Genomic DNA, 17,635 nt, shown 5'->3' with positions numbered 1-17,635 from the left:
CGGACGATGGGTTGACCAGTAATGCCCCGCGCACGAGAATGCGAATCATGAGTGATCATCGCAGCCTTTCCGAGCCGGCTCCGTTCACTGCCGATGACTTCGCCGGGCGGTTGCGGCGAGCAGCCCGCGCCGCCCAGGATGCCGGGCTCGACGGCATCCTGGTCACTCCCGGACCGGACCTGCTGTACCTCACCGGGTATGCACCCGTGGCCATCACTGAACGCATCACCATGCTCGTGATCCCCGTCGACGCGGAGCCCGCCATGATCGTTCCGAGGCTCGAGCGGCCCGACGCGGAAGCCGCCGGCGGCGCCTCGAATCTGCGGATTACCGACTGGACCGACGGGAGCGACCCCTACACGGAATCTGCGACGCTGATGGCCGGCACCGGACGTTATGCCGTCTCCGACTCGGCCTGGGCCATGCACCTCCTCGGCCTGCAGGATCGGCTGCCCAAGTCGTCCTACGTCTCGATGACGACGGCCCTGCCGATGCTTCGGGCGATCAAGGATGACGACGAGATCGAGAGGCTGGCGGCGGCCGGCGCGGCCGCAGACCAGGCGTACGAGGAGATCGTCACCGTGCGGTTCGCTGGGCGCAGCGAGACCGACGTCGGTTCTGATCTCGCCGACCTACTTCGCCAATTCGGTCATTCGCAGGTGGACTTCACCGTTGTCGGTTCGGGCCCGAACGGAGCCAACCCTCACCACGAGATCGGCCCGCGGATCATTGAGGACGGAGACATGGTGGTGCTCGACTTCGGCGGCCTCAAACACGGCTACGGATCAGACACGACGCGGACCGTGCACGTCGGCGAACCCACCGCCGAGGAGCGCGAGGTTCACGACGTCGTCAGGCTCGCACAGCAGGCCGGGTTCGAGGCCGTGCGGCCAGGCGTCGAGTGCCAGGAGATCGATCGCGTGTCCCGGGCGGTGATCACTGAAGCCGGCTACGGCGACTACTTCATTCACCGCGTCGGGCACGGAATCGGGCTGACGACTCACGAGCCGCCGTACATGGTCGAGGGCGAGACCGAACTCCTCCACCCCGGCATGTGCTTCTCGATCGAACCCGGGATCTACCTGCCGGGCAGGTTCGGCGTTCGGATCGAAGACATTGTGACGGTCGTTCCCGACGGCGGACGGCGACTCAATCAGACCTCGCACGAGATGAGAATCGTCCACTAGTCAGCAGACGGGTCACTGGTGAACACGGAGTGACCCGAAGGAGCGGAAACGGCCGGGACTCTACGAAGCCCTGGCGGCTGGCCGGGCCGGCGGCACCCTGGTCGTCACCAAGCCCAATCGGTTCGCCCGGCCCCTACCCAATGCTCAACAACATCATCGAGGACATAACGAGAGTTTCCCAGGCGTTCCGGCTGCCGACCGGGATGAACATGAGGACTTGATCCCCAAGACTCAGCAAGTCATGCAGTTCCAGGCGCTTCCGGCCATGAAGGACTACACAGCAACACAGCCGTCCACGCCAAGCGAAGGAGCCGCCAGACCGCAACGGACGCCAACAAGAATGGGCCACGTAGGGCCCATAAGGAGATTTGTACACCGTCAGAGGCTCACAAGCCCCTGAACAGGGATAACACGTGCCCGAGGTGGGACTCGAACCCACACACCTTTCGATACCGCATTTTGAGTGCGGCGCGTCTGCCAATTCCGCCACTCGGGCGCGGAGTACACCGGTGTAACAATCAGCCTGCCACAGTGCTGTGAGCAACGCGATCGCTTCCAGTGCGCGAAATTACTCTACATGCAGATAGGCTGAATTCCAGAATCGCGCCAGTGACGCCGCATCGAACCAAACCGGTCCAAGTACATTGGCGGACAAAACCTATGATGGTTGAGTTCCCGCCGTACCTTTCCAAGGAGTTCCCGTGTCAGAACAGACGGAGTCAACCCCCACTTCCCAGCCGGCGCGCCGCGTCGTTGTCGCCGAGGATGAGACCCTCATCCGCCTGGACATCATCGAGATCCTGCGGGGCGAAGGCTACGACGTCGTCGGCGAGGCAGACAACGGCGAAAAGGCCGTGCAGCTCGCCGAGGAGCTCAAGCCCGACCTGGTCCTGATGGACGTCAAGATGCCGGTCATGGACGGCATCTCAGCCGCTGAAAAGATCGTCAAGGCCCGGATCGCCCCCGTGGTCCTGCTCACCGCGTTCAGCCAGAAAGAGCTCGTGGAGCGCGCCCGCGACGCCGGTGCCATGGCGTATGTGGTCAAGCCGTTCACCCCGGCGGACCTCATCCCGGCCTTGGAGATCGCGCTGTCCCGCCACGAGGAAATCAAGGCCCTGGAGAGCGAGGTCACCGACCTGCAGGAGCAGTTCGCCACCCGCAAGCTCGTGGAGCGCGCCAAGAGCCTCCTGACCACCAAGATGGGCCTGACGGAACCGGAAGCCTTCCGCTGGATCCAGAAGACCTCGATGGACCGCCGCCTCAGCATGCGCGAGGTCGCCGAAACCATCATCAACCAGGTCAACTAGCGTCCGACGGCGCCGGCCGCCCCCGCGGCTGGAAGCCGCGCACGCGAAGCACCAAAGCACCAAAAAGGGAGGATCCCCGCCAGCCGGCGGGGATCCTCCCTTTTGCATTCAAGCTTTCAGAACTAGGCCTGGACCCGGTTCTTCTTCTTCTTTTCCGGCCACGGGCCGAGCTTGTCCTTGGCCACGGCCGCTTCGCCCTGGCTGCCGATGTCGGCGAGGTCGCCCACCTTGTGGACCTTCAGAAGGTTCGTCGAACCGGCCTTTCCGGGAGGGGAACCGGCGGCGATGACCACCAGGTCGCCGTCCTCGACGACGTCGAGTTCCAGCAGGCTGCGGTCAACCTGGGCCGTCATCTCATCGGTGTGGCCCACCATCGGGACCAGGACCGGCTGGATGCCCCACGTCAGTGCGAGCTGGTTCCAGACGTGCTCCACCGGGGTGAAGGCGAAGACCGGGCGGATGGGACGCAAGCGCGACAGGCGGCGTGCCGAGTCACCGGACTGGGTGAAGGTACAGATGTACTTGGCCTCCAGCTGGTCGGCGATCTCGACGGCGGCGCGGGTGATGGCGCCACCGCGGGTCTTGGGCTTGGTGCCCAGCGGCGGGACGCGCTCCAGGCCGTGGACCTCGGTGGATTCGATGATCCGGGCCATGACCTTGACGGTCTCGATCGGGTACTTGCCCACGCTGGTCTCGCCGGAGAGCATGACCGCGTCGGCGCCGTCGAGCACCGCGTTGGCGCAGTCGGAGGCCTCGGCGCGCGTAGGGCGCGGGTTGTCGATCATCGATTCGAGGACCTGGGTGGCCACGATGACCGGCTTGGCCCAGCGGCGTGCCAGTTCGATGGCGCGCTTCTGCACGATCGGCACTTCCTCGAGCGGAAGTTCCACACCGAGATCGCCACGGGCCACCATGATGGCGTCGAAGGCGTCGATGATCTCGGGGAGCTGCTCCACGGCCTGCGGCTTCTCGATCTTGGCGATGACCGGCACGCGGCGGCCTTCCTCGTCCATGATCTCGTGCACGCGGACGATGTCCGAGGCATCCCGCACGAAGGACAGCGCAACCATGTCCACGCCGCGGCGCATGGCCCAGCGCAGATCGTCCTCATCCTTTTCGCTCAGCGCCGGCACGTTGACAGCAACGCCGGGCAGGTTGATGCCCTTGTTGTTGGAGACCCAGCCGCCGACAATCACCTGGGCGACCACCTTGACGTCGTCGACGTCGATCGCGCGGAGGGCGACCTTGCCGTCGTCGATCAGCAGGGCATCACCGGGGTTGACGTCCTCGGTCAGGCTCTTGAGGGTCGTGGAGCAAATGTCCTTGGTGCCGGGAACGTCCTCGGTGGTGATCGTGAACGTGTCGCCGACCTCCAGGAGGTGAGGACCGTCGACGAAGCGGCCGAGGCGGATCTTCGGGCCCTGCAGGTCGGCCATGATGGCCACGGCCTTGCCGAGCTGTCCCGCAGCCTTGCGGACGTTCTCGTAGGTGTTGTCGTGCACGGAGTAATCGCCGTGGCTCATGTTCATGCGTGCCACGTCAACGCCGGCTTCCAGCACGGCCAGCGTGTTGTCAAAGCTTGCGATTGCCGGTCCGAAAGTGGCCACGATTTTAGCGCGTCTCATATACCTACCCTACTGGTGTGTTGCATGGATTAAGTTGAAGTGCGGATGAATCCCGGAGGTCCTGTGGGACTACAGAACAGCCATCGCACGGTCGGTCGGCGCCACGGGTGCCGGCAGAATGGTGCTGCCCATCAGGAACTTGTCCACCGCGGCCGCGCAGGCGCGCCCTTCGGCGATGGCCCAAACGATGAGCGACTGGCCGCGGCCGGCGTCGCCCGCGACGAAGATGCCTTCAGTGTTGGTCATGTAGTAACCGTCGCGTGCCACGTTGCCGCGCCCGTCAAAGTCGGCCTGGACCTGGTCCGTGATCCCTGCCGGCTCGGCGCCGGTGAAGCCCAGGGACAGGAAGACGAGGTCCGCCGGAATGATCCGCTCGGTGCCGGCCTTCGGCAGGCGCTTGCCGTCGACGAATTCCGTCTCCGCAACCTTGACGCCGGTGAGTTTGCCGTTTTCCCCGACGAACTCCACGGTGGAGGCGAGGTAGGTACGTTCGCCGCCTTCCTCGTGCGCGCTGGCGACCTCGAACAGGGTGGGGAACGTCGGCCACGGCTGGTGGCCGGCCCGCTCGATGGGCGGCTGCTTGCCGATCGCCAGGGTGGTCACGGACGCGGCCTGGTGCCGGTGCGCGGTGCCGAGGCAGTCGGCGCCGGTATCGCCGCCGCCGAGGATGACGACGTGCTTGCCCGCGGCGTTGATCTGGTTCTCCACGGTCTCCCCCGCCACCACCCGGTTGGCCGGGACGAGGTAGTCCATGGCGTAGTGGACGCCGTCGAGGTCGCGGCCCGGGATCGGCAGGTCACGCGGGACGGTGGCCCCGGTGGCGATGACGACGGCGTCGTACCGGCGGCGCAGCTGCTCCCACGTCACGTCGGCGCCGACGGCCACCCCGGTGCGGAACCGGGTGCCTTCGGCCTTCATCTGCTCCAGCCGGCGGTCCACCTGCTCTTTTTCCATCTTGAAGTCGGGGATCCCGTAGCGCAGGAGGCCGCCGATCTTGTCGTCGCGCTCGTACACGGCCACCGTGTGGCCCACCCGGGTCAGCTGCTGGGCGACGGCGAGCCCGGCGGGGCCGGAACCGACGACGGCGACCGTCTTGCCCGTCAGGCGTGCCGGCGGCAGCGGGTTGACCCAGCCGTTCTCGAAGGCCTGGTCCACGATCGATACCTCGACCTGCTTGATGGTCACGGCGGGCTGGTTGATGCCCAGCACGCAGGACGCCTCGCAGGGGGCGGGGCACAGCCGTCCGGTGAACTCGGGGAAGTTGTTGGTGGCGTGCAGCCGCTCCATCGCTTCCTCGCCCTTGTCCCGCCAGACGAGGTCGTTCCATTCCGGAATGAGGTTGCCCAGCGGGCAGCCCTGGTGGCAGAACGGGACGCCGCAGTCCATGCAGCGGCCGGCCTGGGCCTTCAGGACACCCTTTTCCTGGGCCTCGTAGACCTCTTTCCAGTCCATGATGCGGACCGGAACGGGACGGCGCGGCTGGGTTTCACGCTGACGTACTTTCAGAAATCCGCGTGGATCAGCCACCGGTCACCTCCAGGATTCGAGACCAAACTTCTTCGCCGTCGGGGTCCAAGCCCTCTTCGATGGCGTCAAGACGGGTTTGCAGGACGGCCGCGTAGTCGCGCGGCAGCACCTTGGTTATGCGGGCTGCGGTGTCATCGAAGTTCTCGAGGAGCCGCGCCGCGAGCAGCGACTCGGTTTCCTCGTGGTGCTTGACGAGCAGCCCGTGGACGATGTCGCGGTCCTCGGCGTCGAGCTCGCGCAGCTGCAGCTCGCCTGACTCGAGGGCCTGCTTGTTGACGCGCTCGGTCTGCAGGTCCAGCACGTAGGCCGTGCCCCCGGACATGCCGGCGCCGAAGTTGCGTCCGGTGCGGCCGATGATGAGCGTCTGGCCGCCGGTCATGTACTCGCAGCCGTGGTCGCCGATGCCTTCGACCACCGCGGTGGCGCCGGAGTTGCGGACCAGGAAGCGTTCGCCCACCTGGCCGCGGAGGAACAGCTCACCGCTTGTGGCGCCGTAGCCGATGACGTTGCCGGCGATCACGTTGCGCTCGGCCGGGAACACGTTGGTGCGGTCCGGCCGGACGATGATGCGGCCGCCGGAAAGTCCCTTGCCGACGTAGTCGTTGGAGTCGCCGAACATGCGCAGCGTGATGCCGGCCGGCAGGAACGCCCCGAGTGACTGGCCGGCGGTGCCATTGAGCGTGATGTCAATGGTGTCCGTGGCCAGGACGTCGGTGCTGAAGGTCTTCGTCACGACGTGCCCGAGCATGGTGCCGACGGAGCGGTCCGTGTTGATGACGTTCACGGAGATCTTCACCGGCGTGCGATCGCTCAGCGCTTCGGCCGCCATGGCGATCAGGCGCTGGTCGAAGTGCTTGTCGAGTTCGTGGTTCTGGCCGGTGAGGTTGCGCAGCGGCGCGTCGTTGTCGAACTCGAGCCCGTGCAGGATCGGATCCAGGTCCAGCCCTTCGGCCTTCCAGTGGTTGATCGCGTCGCGGGAGTCGAGCATTTCGGCGTGGCCGATCGCCTCCTCGATGCTGCGGAAACCCAGCTCGGCGAGGATTTCGCGGACTTCCTCGGCAAGGAATTCGAAGAAGTTCACCACGAACTCGGGCTTGCCGTTGAACCGGGAGCGCAGCTCGGGGTTCTGGGTAGCGACGCCCACCGGGCAGGTGTCCAGGTGGCAAACGCGCATCATGATGCAGCCGGAGACCACCAGCGGGGCGGTGGCGAAACCAAACTCCTCGCCGCCGAGCAGCGCGGCGATCACGACGTCGCGGCCGGTCTTGAGCTGGCCATCGACCTGCACCACCACACGGTCGCGCAGTCCGTTGAGCATGAGTGTCTGCTGCGTCTCGGCGAGGCCGAGTTCCCACGGGACACCGGCGTGCTTGAGCGAGTTCAGCGGCGAGGCGCCGGTACCGCCGTCGTGCCCGGAAACGAGCACGACGTCGGCCTTGGCCTTGGTGACGCCGGCCGCTACGGTGCCGATCCCAACCTCGGAGACGAGCTTGACGTGCACGCGGGCCGAGGGGTTGGCGCGCTTGGCGTCGTAGATCAGCTGCGCGAGGTCCTCGATGGAGTAGATGTCGTGGTGCGGGGGCGGCGAAATGAGGCCGACGCCGGGGGTCGAGTGCCGCGTGCGGGCTACCCAGGGGTAGACCTTCTGCGCCATCAGCTGGCCGCCTTCGCCGGGCTTGGCACCCTGGGCCATTTTGATCTGGATGTCGTCCGCATTGGACAGGTACAGGCTGGTGACGCCGAAGCGGCCGGAGGCGATCTGCTTGACCGCGGAACGGCGGGTGGGATCGAGCAGCCGGTCCACGTCCTCGCCGCCTTCACCGGTGTTGGACTTGCCGCCCAGCCGGTTCATGGCGATCGCGAGGGTCTCGTGGGCTTCCTTGGAGATGGAGCCGTAGCTCATGGCGCCGGTGGAGAACCGCTTGACGATGCTGGAAACCGGTTCCACTTCCTCGAGCGGCACCGCGGGACGCGAACCGGCCTTGAACTTCAGCAGCCCGCGCAGGGTCATGAGGTTCTCGGACTGGTCGTCAACGCCGCGGGTGTAGGCCTTGAAGATGTCGTAGCGGCGTTCACGCGTGGCGTGCTGGAGCCGGAAGACGGTCTCGGGGTTGAACAGGTGGGGTTCGCCGTCACGGCGCCACTGGTATTCGCCGCCGCCGAGCAGGGGCTGGTGCGGCAGTTCGATGCCGTTCTCGGGGTAGGCCATCCGGTGCCGTGCCAGGACTTCGGCGGCAATGACGTCGAGGCCGACGCCGCCGAGCTGGGAGTGCGTGCCGGAGAAGTACTCGTCCACGAGGTCCTGGCCGAGGCCGAGCGCTTCGAAGGTCTGGGCGCCGGTGTAGGAGGCGACGGTGGAGATGCCCATCTTGGACATGATCTTCAGGACGCCCTTGCCGAGGCCCTTGATCAGGTTGTAGACGCCGTCCTGCGGGGTGACCCCCACGACGTCGCCGGAGGCGATGAGCTGCTCCACGGATTCCATGGCCAGGTACGGGTTCACGGCGGAGGCGCCGTAGCCGATGAGAACCGCGACGTGGTGGGTCTCGCGGACGTCGCCGGCCTCCACCACGAGGGCGGTCTTGGTCCGGTTGGCGCTGCGCAGCAGGTGGTGGTGAACGGCGCTGACAAGCAGCAGGGACGGGATCGGGGCCCACTGGGCGTTCGAGTCGCGGTCCGAGAGCACGACATACTGGACGCCGCGGTTGATGGCGCCGGAGACCTGTTCGCAGATTTCGGTGAGCCGGGCCCGGAGCGAGTTCTCACCGCCTTCAGGGCGGTAGAGCCCGCGGACCTTCATGGCGACCTTGCCGCCGTCGGCGCTCTCGATGTTCGCGATCTTGGCGAGCTGGTCGTTGTTGATCACGGGGAACGGCAGCGAGACCTGCGGCTGCCGGACCTGGTTGGTGTCCAGCAGGTTGCCGTTCGGGCCGATTGCGCACATCAGGGACGTGACGAGCTCTTCGCGGATGGCGTCCAGCGGCGGGTTGGTGACCTGCGCGAAGGACTGCACAAAGTAGTCGAAGAGCAGCCGCGGGCGCTTGGACAGCACGGCAACCGGGGTGTCGGATCCCATGGCACCGAGCGGTTCGGCGCCGGTGCGGGCCATCGGGCCCAGCAGGATCTTCAGTTCCTCGGTGGTGTAGCCGAAGGTGCGCTGGCGGATGTTGACCGACGCGGCGGTGTGCACCACGTGCTCGCGTTCGGGCAGGTTCTTGAGGTCGATCAGGTTGTCCTTGACCCATTCGGCCCAGGGGTTCGCGGCGGCGACCTCGGCCTTGACCTCGGCGTCGTCGATGATCCGGCCCGCCTCCGTGTCCACCAGGAACATCTTGCCCGGCGAGACGCGGCCCTTCTTGACCACCTTGGAGGGTTCGACGTCGATCACGCCGACTTCGGAGGCGAAGACGATCAGGCCGTCCTCGGTGATCCAGTACCGGCCCGGGCGCAGCCCGTTGCGGTCCAGCGTGGCACCGACCAGGTTGCCGTCCGTGAAGGAGACGGCCGCCGGGCCGTCCCACGGCTCCATGAGCATCGAGTGGTATTCGTAGAAGGCGCGGCGGGCCGGATCCATGGTGGCGTGGTTTTCCCAGGCCTCCGGGATCATCATCATGATCGAGTGCGTGATGGGCCGGCCGGAGAGCCAGAGCAGCTCGGCGACCTCGTCGAAGGAGGCCGAGTCCGAGGCGCCCGGGGTGCAGATCGGGAACAGCTCTTCGGGTGAGTCCCCCAGCAACGGGCTGGAGAGCTGGGACTGCCGGGCACGCATCCAGTTGCGGTTGCCCTTGACCGTGTTGATCTCGCCGTTGTGCGCGATGGTGCGGAACGGCTGGGCCAGCGGCCAGGACGGGAACGTGTTGGTGGAGAAGCGCGAGTGGACGATCGCGAGCTTGGTCTTGAAGCGCTTGTCCGACAGGTCCGGGTAGAACGGCTCGAGCTGCGCGGTGGTGAGCATGCCCTTGTAGACGATGGTCCGGGAGGACAGCGACGGGAAGTAGACGCCGAACTTGTTCTGGGCGCGCTTGCGGATCCGCCAGGCGCGGGAATCGAGCTCGTTGCGCTCGAGGGTTTCCCCGGTGCTGGAGGCGAAGAAAGGCTGCGAGAAGTACGGCATGCAGGCCCGGGCCATGGCCCCGACCAGGTCGGCCACGATCGGGACTTCGCGCCAGCCCAGGACGGTCAGGCCCTCGTCCGCGGCGAGGCCTTCGATGCCGGCCCGGGCGGCGTCGGATTCGCGCTGCTCGGCGGGCAGGAACGCGGTTCCCACGATGTACTGGCCGGGGGCCGGGAGCTCGAAGTCGGTGACTGCGCGGAAGAATTCGTCCGGCACCTGCATCAGGAGGCCGGCGCCGTCGCCGGTACCTTCATCGGCGCCCACGGCACCGCGGTGCTCGAGGTTGCGCAGCGCGGTCAGGGCGGCGTCGACGATGTCGTAGCCAGGCTCACCGCGGAGCGTGGCGATGATGGCCAGGCCGCAGGCGTCCTTCTCGTTCTCCGGGTTGTAGAGTCCGGCAGCGGCCGGAATCGCCGCGAAGCGGCTGAAGGGTGACGCGGCAGCCGAGGGCTGGTCCGGATCGGACCAGCTGGGGCTGTGAAGAGTTTGGGTCATTGGAGACGTCCTTCCTCCTGATCGTGCGTATGGGAGGGACAACATTGGCCCCACTCGGCACGCCGGTGTGTGACGGGCGCAACAGAGTGTTTTTCTAACTGGAATTGTAGGCCAGCCCGGCCTCCTGTACTAACAGTTACGCAGGTGCTGGCCTGGGCTTGCATGGACAGCTTCGATCTGCTGTCCATGGCAAGCCCTCTTGCCACGACGCTGTGGAGTCGGGTCCGGTGAGCGGTGGCTCCGGTCAACCCGAAGTGCCGGCGCTGAGCTATTTGGTGCCCTCAGCCTCCGGCGCGGTTCCAGTTCCCTGGCGGCCGGAAACTCCGGCTGCCGGAGCTCCCTTGGCGGGCGCGGTGCCGCCCGTGGAGTCCTTGTCCGCATCCTCGGATGCGCGAACTGGTCCGCTTTGGTTATTCCGGAGATTAGCACGGGATTCACTATCTGAGACAGCGGTGTCCGAATGGCGGATGGTTGCCGCGTCCGCGGGAACGGTGGCGCGGTCGTCGCCGGTGGCGTCAGCGTCCGGCTTTGACGCTGCCGTCTTTTCCTCAGCCGGCGTCGTCTCAGCCGGCGTCGTCTCCACCGGCGTTGCCTCCGCCGGCCCGCGGCCCGGGAGGAACGGGGTGTCCGGCTCGGAGCGCTTGCGCAGTCCGAGGAGGATGAAGGCGAGCAGGGCCCCGGCGAACACGATGATGCTGGTCCAGACATTGAGCCTGGTGGTGAGCCCGAAGAGGGTGATCTGCTCGGCGTCGTCGATCCGCATGGCCTCGATCCAGACACGGCCCAGGGTGTAGTACATGGCGTAGAGGCAGAAGAGGCGGCCGCGGCGGAAGCTGAACTTGCGGTCCAGGGCCAGCAGGATCAGCACGCCGGCCAGGTTCCACAGCGACTCGTAGAGGAACGTCGGGTGGAAGAGCGTCTCTGCCGGCATGCCGGCGGGGAAGTTCGGGTTGTTGGGATCGATCTGCAGCCCCCACGGAAGCGTGGTGGGGCCGCCGAAGAGCTCCTGGTTGAAGTAGTTGCCCCACCGGCCGATCGCCTGGGCCAGCAGCAGCCCGGGGGCCGCGGCGTCCATGAAGGCGCTCAGCTTCACCCCGGCACGCCGGCACCCGATCCAGGCGCCCACGGCGCCGAGCACGACGGCGCCCCAGATGCCCAGGCCGCCGCGCTGGATCTGCGGAATCAGGGACAGGTCCCCTGTGCCGTCGAATCCCGGGCCGAAGTAGGCGTCCGGAGAGGAGAAGACGTGGTAGAGCCGTCCGCCGATGATGCCGAACGGGATGGCCCAGATGGCGATGTCCCAGACGCTGCCCTCGGGGGCGCCGCGGCGTGCCCAGCGGACCGAGGTCAGCCACAGGCCGGCAATAATGCCGGCGAGGATGCACAGGGCGTAGGCATGGATGCGCAGGGACCCCCACGGCAGCGGGATGTCGAATCCGGACCAGCTGGGGCTCGGAATGCTCGCGGGAATCATCGCCGCCGCGTGGAGGACTGACTGCATTGCTTACGCTTCTTCCTTGGTAAGGCCGGTGCTGAGGTCTTTCGTCAAGGAGGCTACCGCATCCACGCCGCCGTCCCGGATGGCCGCGACGAGGGCGGTGCCGACAATCACGCCGTCGGCGTACTCGGCGATCTCGCGGACGTGGCTGGCGGTGGAGACGCCGAGGCCCACGCAGACGCGTTCGGCGCCGGCGGCGCGCGCGGCGGCGACGACGTCCTTGGCCGCGGAGCTGACCGAGGTCCGGGCGCCGGTGACGCCCATGATGGAGACGGCGTAGACGAAGCCGCGGCTCGCGTCGACCGTGCGCTTCATACGTTCCGGCGAGGACGAGGGAGCCACGAGGAACACCCGGTCCAGGCCGTACTTGTCCGAGGCTGCCATCCATTCGGCGGCCTCGTCCGGAATGAGGTCCGGCGTGATGAGCCCGGCTCCCCCGGCCTTGGCCAGGCGGCGGGAGAACTCGTCCACGCCCATCCGGACCACGGGGTTCCAGTAGGTCATCACCAGCACGGCGGCGTCGGTCTTGCTCGTAATGCCGCGGACGACTTCGAAGACCTCCCGGACGTGGAAGCCCTTCGCCAGGGCCTCCGTCGTGGCAGCCTGGATGACCTGGCCGTCCATGACCGGGTCCGAGTACGGGATGCCGATCTCGATGAGGTCGGCGCCGTTCTCGGCCAGGGCGATGCCGGCGGCAATGGTGTCTTCAACGCTCGGGTAGCCGGCCGGCAGGTAGCCGATCAGGGCCGCCCGGCCCTGGGCGCGGGCGCGGTCAATGGCCGCGGCCGACTTGCTGGCGTGCTGCGCGGTGTGCTGGTTGCCGTCCTGGCTGGTGCTCACAGCTGTTCCCCCTCTTTGGCGATTTCGGCTTCGGGTGAGTCCTTGTCCAGCAGGTCGAACCACTCCGCGGCTGTGGCCACGTCCTTGTCGCCGCGGCCGGAGAGGTTCACGATCACGATCTTCTCTGATGCTGCGCCGGCGTCGGTTGCCCTGCCTGCGGCCGCGTCTGCGGCAGCGTCGGCGGCGAGCCGCTGCCCCACCTTGATGGCGCCGGCGAGGGCGTGGGCGGATTCGATGGCGGGGATGATGCCCTCGGTGCGGCACAGGAGGCGGAAGGCCTCCATGGCTTCGCTGTCAGTGATGGGCTCGTAGCTGACCCGGCCAATGTCGGCGAGGTAGGAGTGCTCGGGGCCGACGCCCGGGTAGTCCAGGCCCGCGGAGATGGAGTGCGACTCGATGGTCTGGCCGTCGTCGTCCTGCATGAGGTAGGAGCGGGCGCCGTGCAGCACGCCGGGCTTGCCGAGAGTGATGGTGGCTGCGTGGCGTCCGGTTTCGACGCCCTCGCCGCCGGCCTCGAAGCCGTAGATCTTGACCGACGGGTCATCGAGGAAGCCGTGGAAGATGCCGATCGCGTTGGAGCCGCCGCCAATGCAGGCACAGACGGCATCCGGCAGCCGGCCCGTCTGGTCCAGGATCTGGGCGCGGGCTTCCTCGCCGATCACTTCGTGGAAGTAGCGGACCATCGCCGGGAACGGGTGCGCGCCAGCGGCGGTGCCCAGCAGGTAGTGCGTGTTGCCCACGTTCGCCACCCAGTCGCGCAGGGCCTCGTTGATGGCGTCCTTGAGCGTCTGGGATCCGTTGGTCACCGGGATGACGGTGGCGCCGAGGAGCTCCATCCGGGCCACATTGAGGGATTGCCTGCGGCAGTCCTCGGCACCCATGTAGACCACGCATTCGAGTCCGAGCAGGGCTGCCGCCGTGGCGCTGGCAACACCGTGCTGGCCGGCGCCGGTTTCGGCGATGACGCGGGTTTTGCCCATCCGCTTGGCCAGCAGCGCCTGGCCCAGGACGTTGTTGATCTTGTGCGAGCCGGTGTGGTTGAGGTCTTCGCGCTTGAGGAAGATCCGCACCCCGCCGGCGTGCTCGGCGAAGCGTTTGGCCTCGGTCAGCAGGGAGGGCCGGCCCGAGTAGTTCTTGTTCAGCTCGGCGATCTGGGCCGTGAACTCGGGATCGGCCTTGGCCTTCTCGAAGGTGTCCTCGAGCTCGTCCAGGGCTGCGATGAGCGACTCCGGCATCCACCGGCCGCCGTAGTTCCCGAAGTAGGGCCCCGGGGCGTGGCGCAGGGACGGTTCGCCCTGCGCGGGATGCTCCTCGGGGCGGCCGCCCTGCAGGAACGCGTCCACGGCACTTTCGTCAGAGCCGGCTGCTGGCGCATCGACCATCAGTCTCACCATCCTGTTCCACTGCTAGCTTTGGGGATCTGCAGATGAGATCCGCTCATTGGTCCGGGCAAAATTGCGGGCCCGGTACCGCTCACGGTCCGGACGGAGGCGCCAGGACCGGCCGGCCTCAGGCGCGGGCGGCGATTGCCGTCGCGCCGGCAGCCATGAATTCGGTGATCCGCTCGCGGGGCGTCGCGTCACTGACCAGCGCCTCGCCGACCAGGACCGCGTTGGCGCCGCGGGCCGCGTAGTGCTTGACGTCCTCGACGTCGCGCACACCGGATTCGGCGACCACGAGCGCACCGGCGGGAATGCCGCCGGCCAGCTCCGCGAAAACGGAACGGTCGACGTCGAGCGTCTTGAGGTTGCGCACGTTGACGCCGATGATCCGGGCCTCCGCGGCTACTGCGCGCTCGATTTCCTCGGCCGTATGGGTCTCGACCAGCACGTTCATGCCGAGCTCGCGGCTGAGGGCCGTAAACTCACGCAGCTGGGCGTCCGAGAGCGAGGCCACGATCAGCAGGATCAGGTCGGCGCCGTGGGCCCGGGCCTCCCAGATCTGGTACTCGTCAACCATGAAGTCCTTGCGCAGCAGCGGAATGTCCACTGCGGCCCGGACGGCGTCGAGATCGGCCAGGGAGCCGCCGAAGCGGCGCTCCTCGGTCAGGACGCTGATCACGGCGGCCCCGCCGTCGGCGTACTGCGCGGCGAGGGACGCGGGGTCGGCGATGTCCGCGAGTGGACCCTTGGACGGGCTGCGGCGCTTGACCTCGGCAATCACCTTGAGCTGGTCCCGGGTGCTTGAGGTCCCGCCGAGGGCGGCCCAGGCGTCACGGGCGGGCGCCGCCGCGGCGGAGCGCTCCTTCAGCTCCGCGAGCGTGACCAGACGCTGGCGCGCCTGCATATCCTCCCTGACACCGGCGTTGATGTCGTCGAGAACGCTCACGCTCAGTGGCCGGAGTTCTTCAGCTTGCTGCCGCCGACGCCGTAGCCGGCCTTGCGCATCGCCCAGCCGGCCAGCAGGCCGATCACCATGACCGCCGCACCGGCAACAAAGATCGGGGTGTTGGCGATGACGAAGGCGATGGACGCAATGAGGGCGCCGATCAACATCACGATCACGCAGGTCCACGCGGCCGGGCTGTTGCCGTGACCCGGCGCTTCGCTGTGGTCGACGTCGTCGTAGACGCCCTTCGGCGCAGCGGACGTGGATGCGGAAACAGTGGCTTTGCTCATTGAAATCTCCTCAGGATGAATACTGCTTACATTCTGCCATTTTTTGGCGGTGTTATTTGGCCGCGCTGCTAGTCGCGTGGCTCCCCGCGCCCGTCATCGGCTCAGGTGGGGTCGTCACCGCGGGACAACCGGTCCCAGCTGTCAATCTCGTCCGCGGGGGCGGCCGGCGCATTACCGCCTGCCGCAGTCCCGCCGGCGGCGGCCGCGGTGGAGGCCGCGTCATATTTGGTGCGGCTCTTCCAGTAGCGGCCGGCCGGCACGATCGCGAGGGCGCTGAGGCCCAGCAGGGCACCGGCGACGACGGCGAGGACGGGGAACACGGTGACGTCCACCTGCACGCTGCTGCCGCTGATCCCGGTGGCGGCGGCAATCGATCCCTGCGCCGCGGCCAGCGGGTCCGCCAGCACGACGGCTGCCGCGGCGACGATGCCCGCGGCCGCGAGGAGGATGATCGCGGTGATGACCCAGCGGGCCACGCGGCCGGCGATGGAGGCCGCGAGTCCGCCGGCGAGGGCCACAAGCGCCAGCGCCGTCACAGTGGTCGCGGCCTTGCTGCCCTGGACCTGCAGGCCGTCCTGGCTGGCCACGGCCGCGCCGAGCTGCGTGGGGTCAAGGTGCACGGTGAGCCAGGTCTGGGTGGTGGTCCCGAACACGGCAAGCGCCAGGGCAGCGATCACCAGGACCAGGGTGGACTTGCGGGCCCAGCCCGGGACGGCGGATCCCTTGGCGCTCTTCACAGTGCTCTTCGCAGTGGCCTTCACGGTGTTCGCGGCGGAGGCTTCCGGCTCCCCCATCAGGACTCCGCTCCGGCGTCGGGCGCTGAGTCGGTGACTGCGTCAGCGTTGATGTTGTGCAGCGACCTGGCGGTGTGCACGGCGCGCAGCGGGGCGGCGGCCTTGTTCACGGTTTCCTGGGCCTCGGTCGGGTTCACCGAATCTGCGACGATCCCGCCGCCGGCCTGGACGTACGCGCGTCCTTCCCGGAGCAGGGCCGACCGGATGGCGATCGCCATGTCCATGTCGCCGGCGAAGTCCAGGTACCCCACCACGCCGCCGTAGATGCCGCGCCGGTGCGGTTCAAGTTCGTCCAGCAGGCGCAGGGCCCGCGGCTTCGGGGCACCGGAGAGGGTGCCGGCCGGGAACGTGGCCTTGAGGACGTCGTAGGCCTTGGCGGCCGGGGCGAGTTCTCCAACCACGGTGGATACCAGGTGCATGATGTGGCTGAAGCGCTCCACTTCCATGAACTGGGTGACGTCGACGGATCCTGCCACGCAGACCTTGGAGAGGTCGTTGCGGGACAGGTCGACCAGCATCAGGTGCTCGGCGCGTTCCTTCTCGTCCGCCAGCAGTTCCTCGGCCAGGGCCTTGTCCGCCTCCACCGTCTTGCCGCGCGGGCGTGAGCCGGCGATGGGGTGGGTGATGACCTCGTGCCCGGTCACCGTGACGAGGGCCTCCGGCGAGGAGCCGACGATCGTGTATTCGCGGCCGGCGGCGTCCTCGAAGCTGAAGAGGTACATGTAGGGGCTGGGGTTGGTGTTCCGCAGGACCCGGTAGACGTCGAGGGGGTCGGCGCCGCACTCCATTTCGAAGCGGCGGGAGATCACCACCTGGAAGACCTCGCCGTCCACGATCGCCTCCTTGCCGCGGTCCAGGGCGGCCAGGTACTCGGTTTCGTCCCAGCGTTCCTGCACGCTCGACGCGAAATCGAGGGCGGCCGTTTCCAGCACGGAGACGGGCTGTTCCACGGGGCGGCTGATCTTTTCGAGCAGGGCTTTGACGCGGGCGACGGCGTCATGCCAGGCGTCGTCGACCCGTTCGGTGCTGTTGTCGAAGTTGATGGCATTGGCGATCAGCAGGACGGTGCCGTCCATGTTGTCGTGGACCGCCATGTCCGTGACCAGGTTGAGGGCCATTTCCGGCAGTTGGAGGTCGTCCTCCGGCGGGCTGGTCAGTTTCTCCCAGTGCCGGACGGTTTCCCAGCCCAGGAACCCGACCAGGCCGGAGGTGAACGGCGGGAGGCCGTCGAAGCGCTCGGTGCGCAGCGCGGCGACGGTGTCGCGGATGGCGTCCACGGGGTTGCCGTCCAGGGGCACACCGACAGGGGGCTCGCCCAGCCAGTGCGCGCTGCCGTCCTTGGTGGTCAGTGTGGCGCGGGAGCGGGAGCCGATGAAGGAGTAGCGGGACCAGGCGCCTCCGACGGCCGCCGATTCCATCAGGAACGTTCCGGGCTGGCCGTGGGCGAGCTTGCGGTAGAGCCCGATCGGGGTTTCGGCGTCAGCCAGCACCTTGAGCCGGACGGGGATGACTCGGCTGTGGCCTGCGAGTTCGCGGAACTCTTCGAGGCCGGGGCTGATGATTCCAAGGTCCTGCATGGCTGTGCTTTCCGCCTGTTCTTTAGGTGGACCTGTCACCGGATCCGGTCGAG

The 17,635-nt window shown here is 67.5% G+C and carries 12 protein-coding genes and 1 tRNA gene; 2 read left to right on the top strand and 11 right to left on the bottom strand.

Going from position 1 to position 17,635, the window contains the following annotated elements:
* Positions 1-47: 47 nt before the first annotated feature.
* On the top strand, positions 48-1,187 hold the full coding sequence (locus tag C566_RS0101120) for an aminopeptidase P family protein (protein ID WP_018772480.1): 1,140 nt from the start codon (positions 48-50) through the stop codon (positions 1,185-1,187).
* Between the two features lie 414 nt (positions 1,188-1,601).
* Here C566_RS0101120 and C566_RS0101110 read toward each other — a convergent pair.
* Positions 1,602-1,683: transfer RNA gene (locus tag C566_RS0101110), tRNA-Leu, on the bottom strand.
* A gap of 205 nt (positions 1,684-1,888) precedes the next feature.
* Between C566_RS0101110 and C566_RS0101105 the strand changes: the two genes are divergently transcribed.
* Positions 1,889-2,494 (top strand): ANTAR domain-containing response regulator, encoded by a 606-nt coding sequence (locus C566_RS0101105; RefSeq protein ID WP_018772478.1) that lies wholly within the window; start codon positions 1,889-1,891, stop codon positions 2,492-2,494.
* 122 nt (positions 2,495-2,616) lie between these two features.
* Here the strand turns inward: C566_RS0101105 and pyk are convergent, their stop codons facing one another.
* The 10 genes from pyk to C566_RS0101055 all read right to left on the bottom strand — a co-directional run bounded on the left by pyk (position 2,617) and on the right by C566_RS0101055 (position 17,582).
* On the bottom strand, positions 2,617-4,119 hold the full coding sequence (gene pyk, locus C566_RS0101100) for a pyruvate kinase (protein WP_043465656.1): 1,503 nt from the start codon (positions 4,117-4,119) through the stop codon (positions 2,617-2,619).
* A 69-nt stretch (positions 4,120-4,188) separates the two neighbouring features.
* Positions 4,189-5,646, bottom strand: a complete 1,458-nt coding sequence (locus C566_RS0101095) for a glutamate synthase subunit beta (protein WP_026266264.1) — start codon at positions 5,644-5,646, stop codon at positions 4,189-4,191.
* Positions 5,639-10,255 carry a glutamate synthase large subunit gene (gene gltB / locus C566_RS0101090; RefSeq protein ID WP_018772475.1) on the bottom strand — a complete coding sequence of 1,539 codons (4,617 nt, stop codon included), beginning with the start codon at positions 10,253-10,255 and terminating at the stop codon, positions 5,639-5,641. The genes C566_RS0101095 and gltB overlap by 8 nt, the downstream gene beginning before the upstream one ends.
* 268 nt (positions 10,256-10,523) lie before the next feature.
* On the bottom strand, positions 10,524-11,756 hold the full coding sequence (lgt, locus tag C566_RS0101085; protein WP_018772474.1) for a prolipoprotein diacylglyceryl transferase: 1,233 nt from the start codon (positions 11,754-11,756) through the stop codon (positions 10,524-10,526).
* A gap of 3 nt (positions 11,757-11,759) precedes the next feature.
* Positions 11,760-12,593 (bottom strand): tryptophan synthase subunit alpha, encoded by an 834-nt coding sequence (gene trpA / locus C566_RS0101080; RefSeq protein ID WP_018772473.1) that lies wholly within the window; start codon positions 12,591-12,593, stop codon positions 11,760-11,762.
* Positions 12,590-13,975 (bottom strand): tryptophan synthase subunit beta, encoded by a 1,386-nt coding sequence (gene trpB, locus C566_RS0101075; protein WP_018772472.1) that lies wholly within the window; start codon positions 13,973-13,975, stop codon positions 12,590-12,592. Before trpB ends, trpA begins: the two co-directional genes overlap by 4 nt.
* A 127-nt stretch (positions 13,976-14,102) precedes the next feature.
* On the bottom strand, positions 14,103-14,921 hold the full coding sequence (trpC, locus tag C566_RS0101070; RefSeq protein ID WP_018772471.1) for an indole-3-glycerol phosphate synthase TrpC: 819 nt from the start codon (positions 14,919-14,921) through the stop codon (positions 14,103-14,105).
* A 2-nt stretch (positions 14,922-14,923) separates the two neighbouring features.
* The gene (locus tag C566_RS0101065) at positions 14,924-15,211 is read right to left on the bottom strand and encodes an HGxxPAAW family protein (RefSeq protein WP_018772470.1); all 288 of its coding nucleotides are present in this window, start codon (positions 15,209-15,211) and stop codon (positions 14,924-14,926) included.
* 101 nt (positions 15,212-15,312) lie between these two features.
* Positions 15,313-16,005 (bottom strand): Trp biosynthesis-associated membrane protein, encoded by a 693-nt coding sequence (locus C566_RS0101060; protein ID WP_018772469.1) that lies wholly within the window; start codon positions 16,003-16,005, stop codon positions 15,313-15,315.
* Positions 16,005-17,582: an anthranilate synthase component I gene (locus C566_RS0101055; protein ID WP_018772468.1), complete on the bottom strand. Its 1,578-nt coding sequence runs from the start codon at positions 17,580-17,582 to the stop codon at positions 16,005-16,007. The genes C566_RS0101060 and C566_RS0101055 overlap by 1 nt, the downstream gene beginning before the upstream one ends.
* Positions 17,583-17,635 lie beyond the last annotated feature (53 nt).

The sequence above is a fragment of the Arthrobacter sp. 131MFCol6.1 genome (assembly GCF_000374925.1).
Classification (GTDB): domain Bacteria; phylum Actinomycetota; class Actinomycetes; order Actinomycetales; family Micrococcaceae; genus Arthrobacter.
Note: the sequence above shows the minus strand (reverse complement) of the source record. Positions and strands in the feature narration are given on the sequence as shown.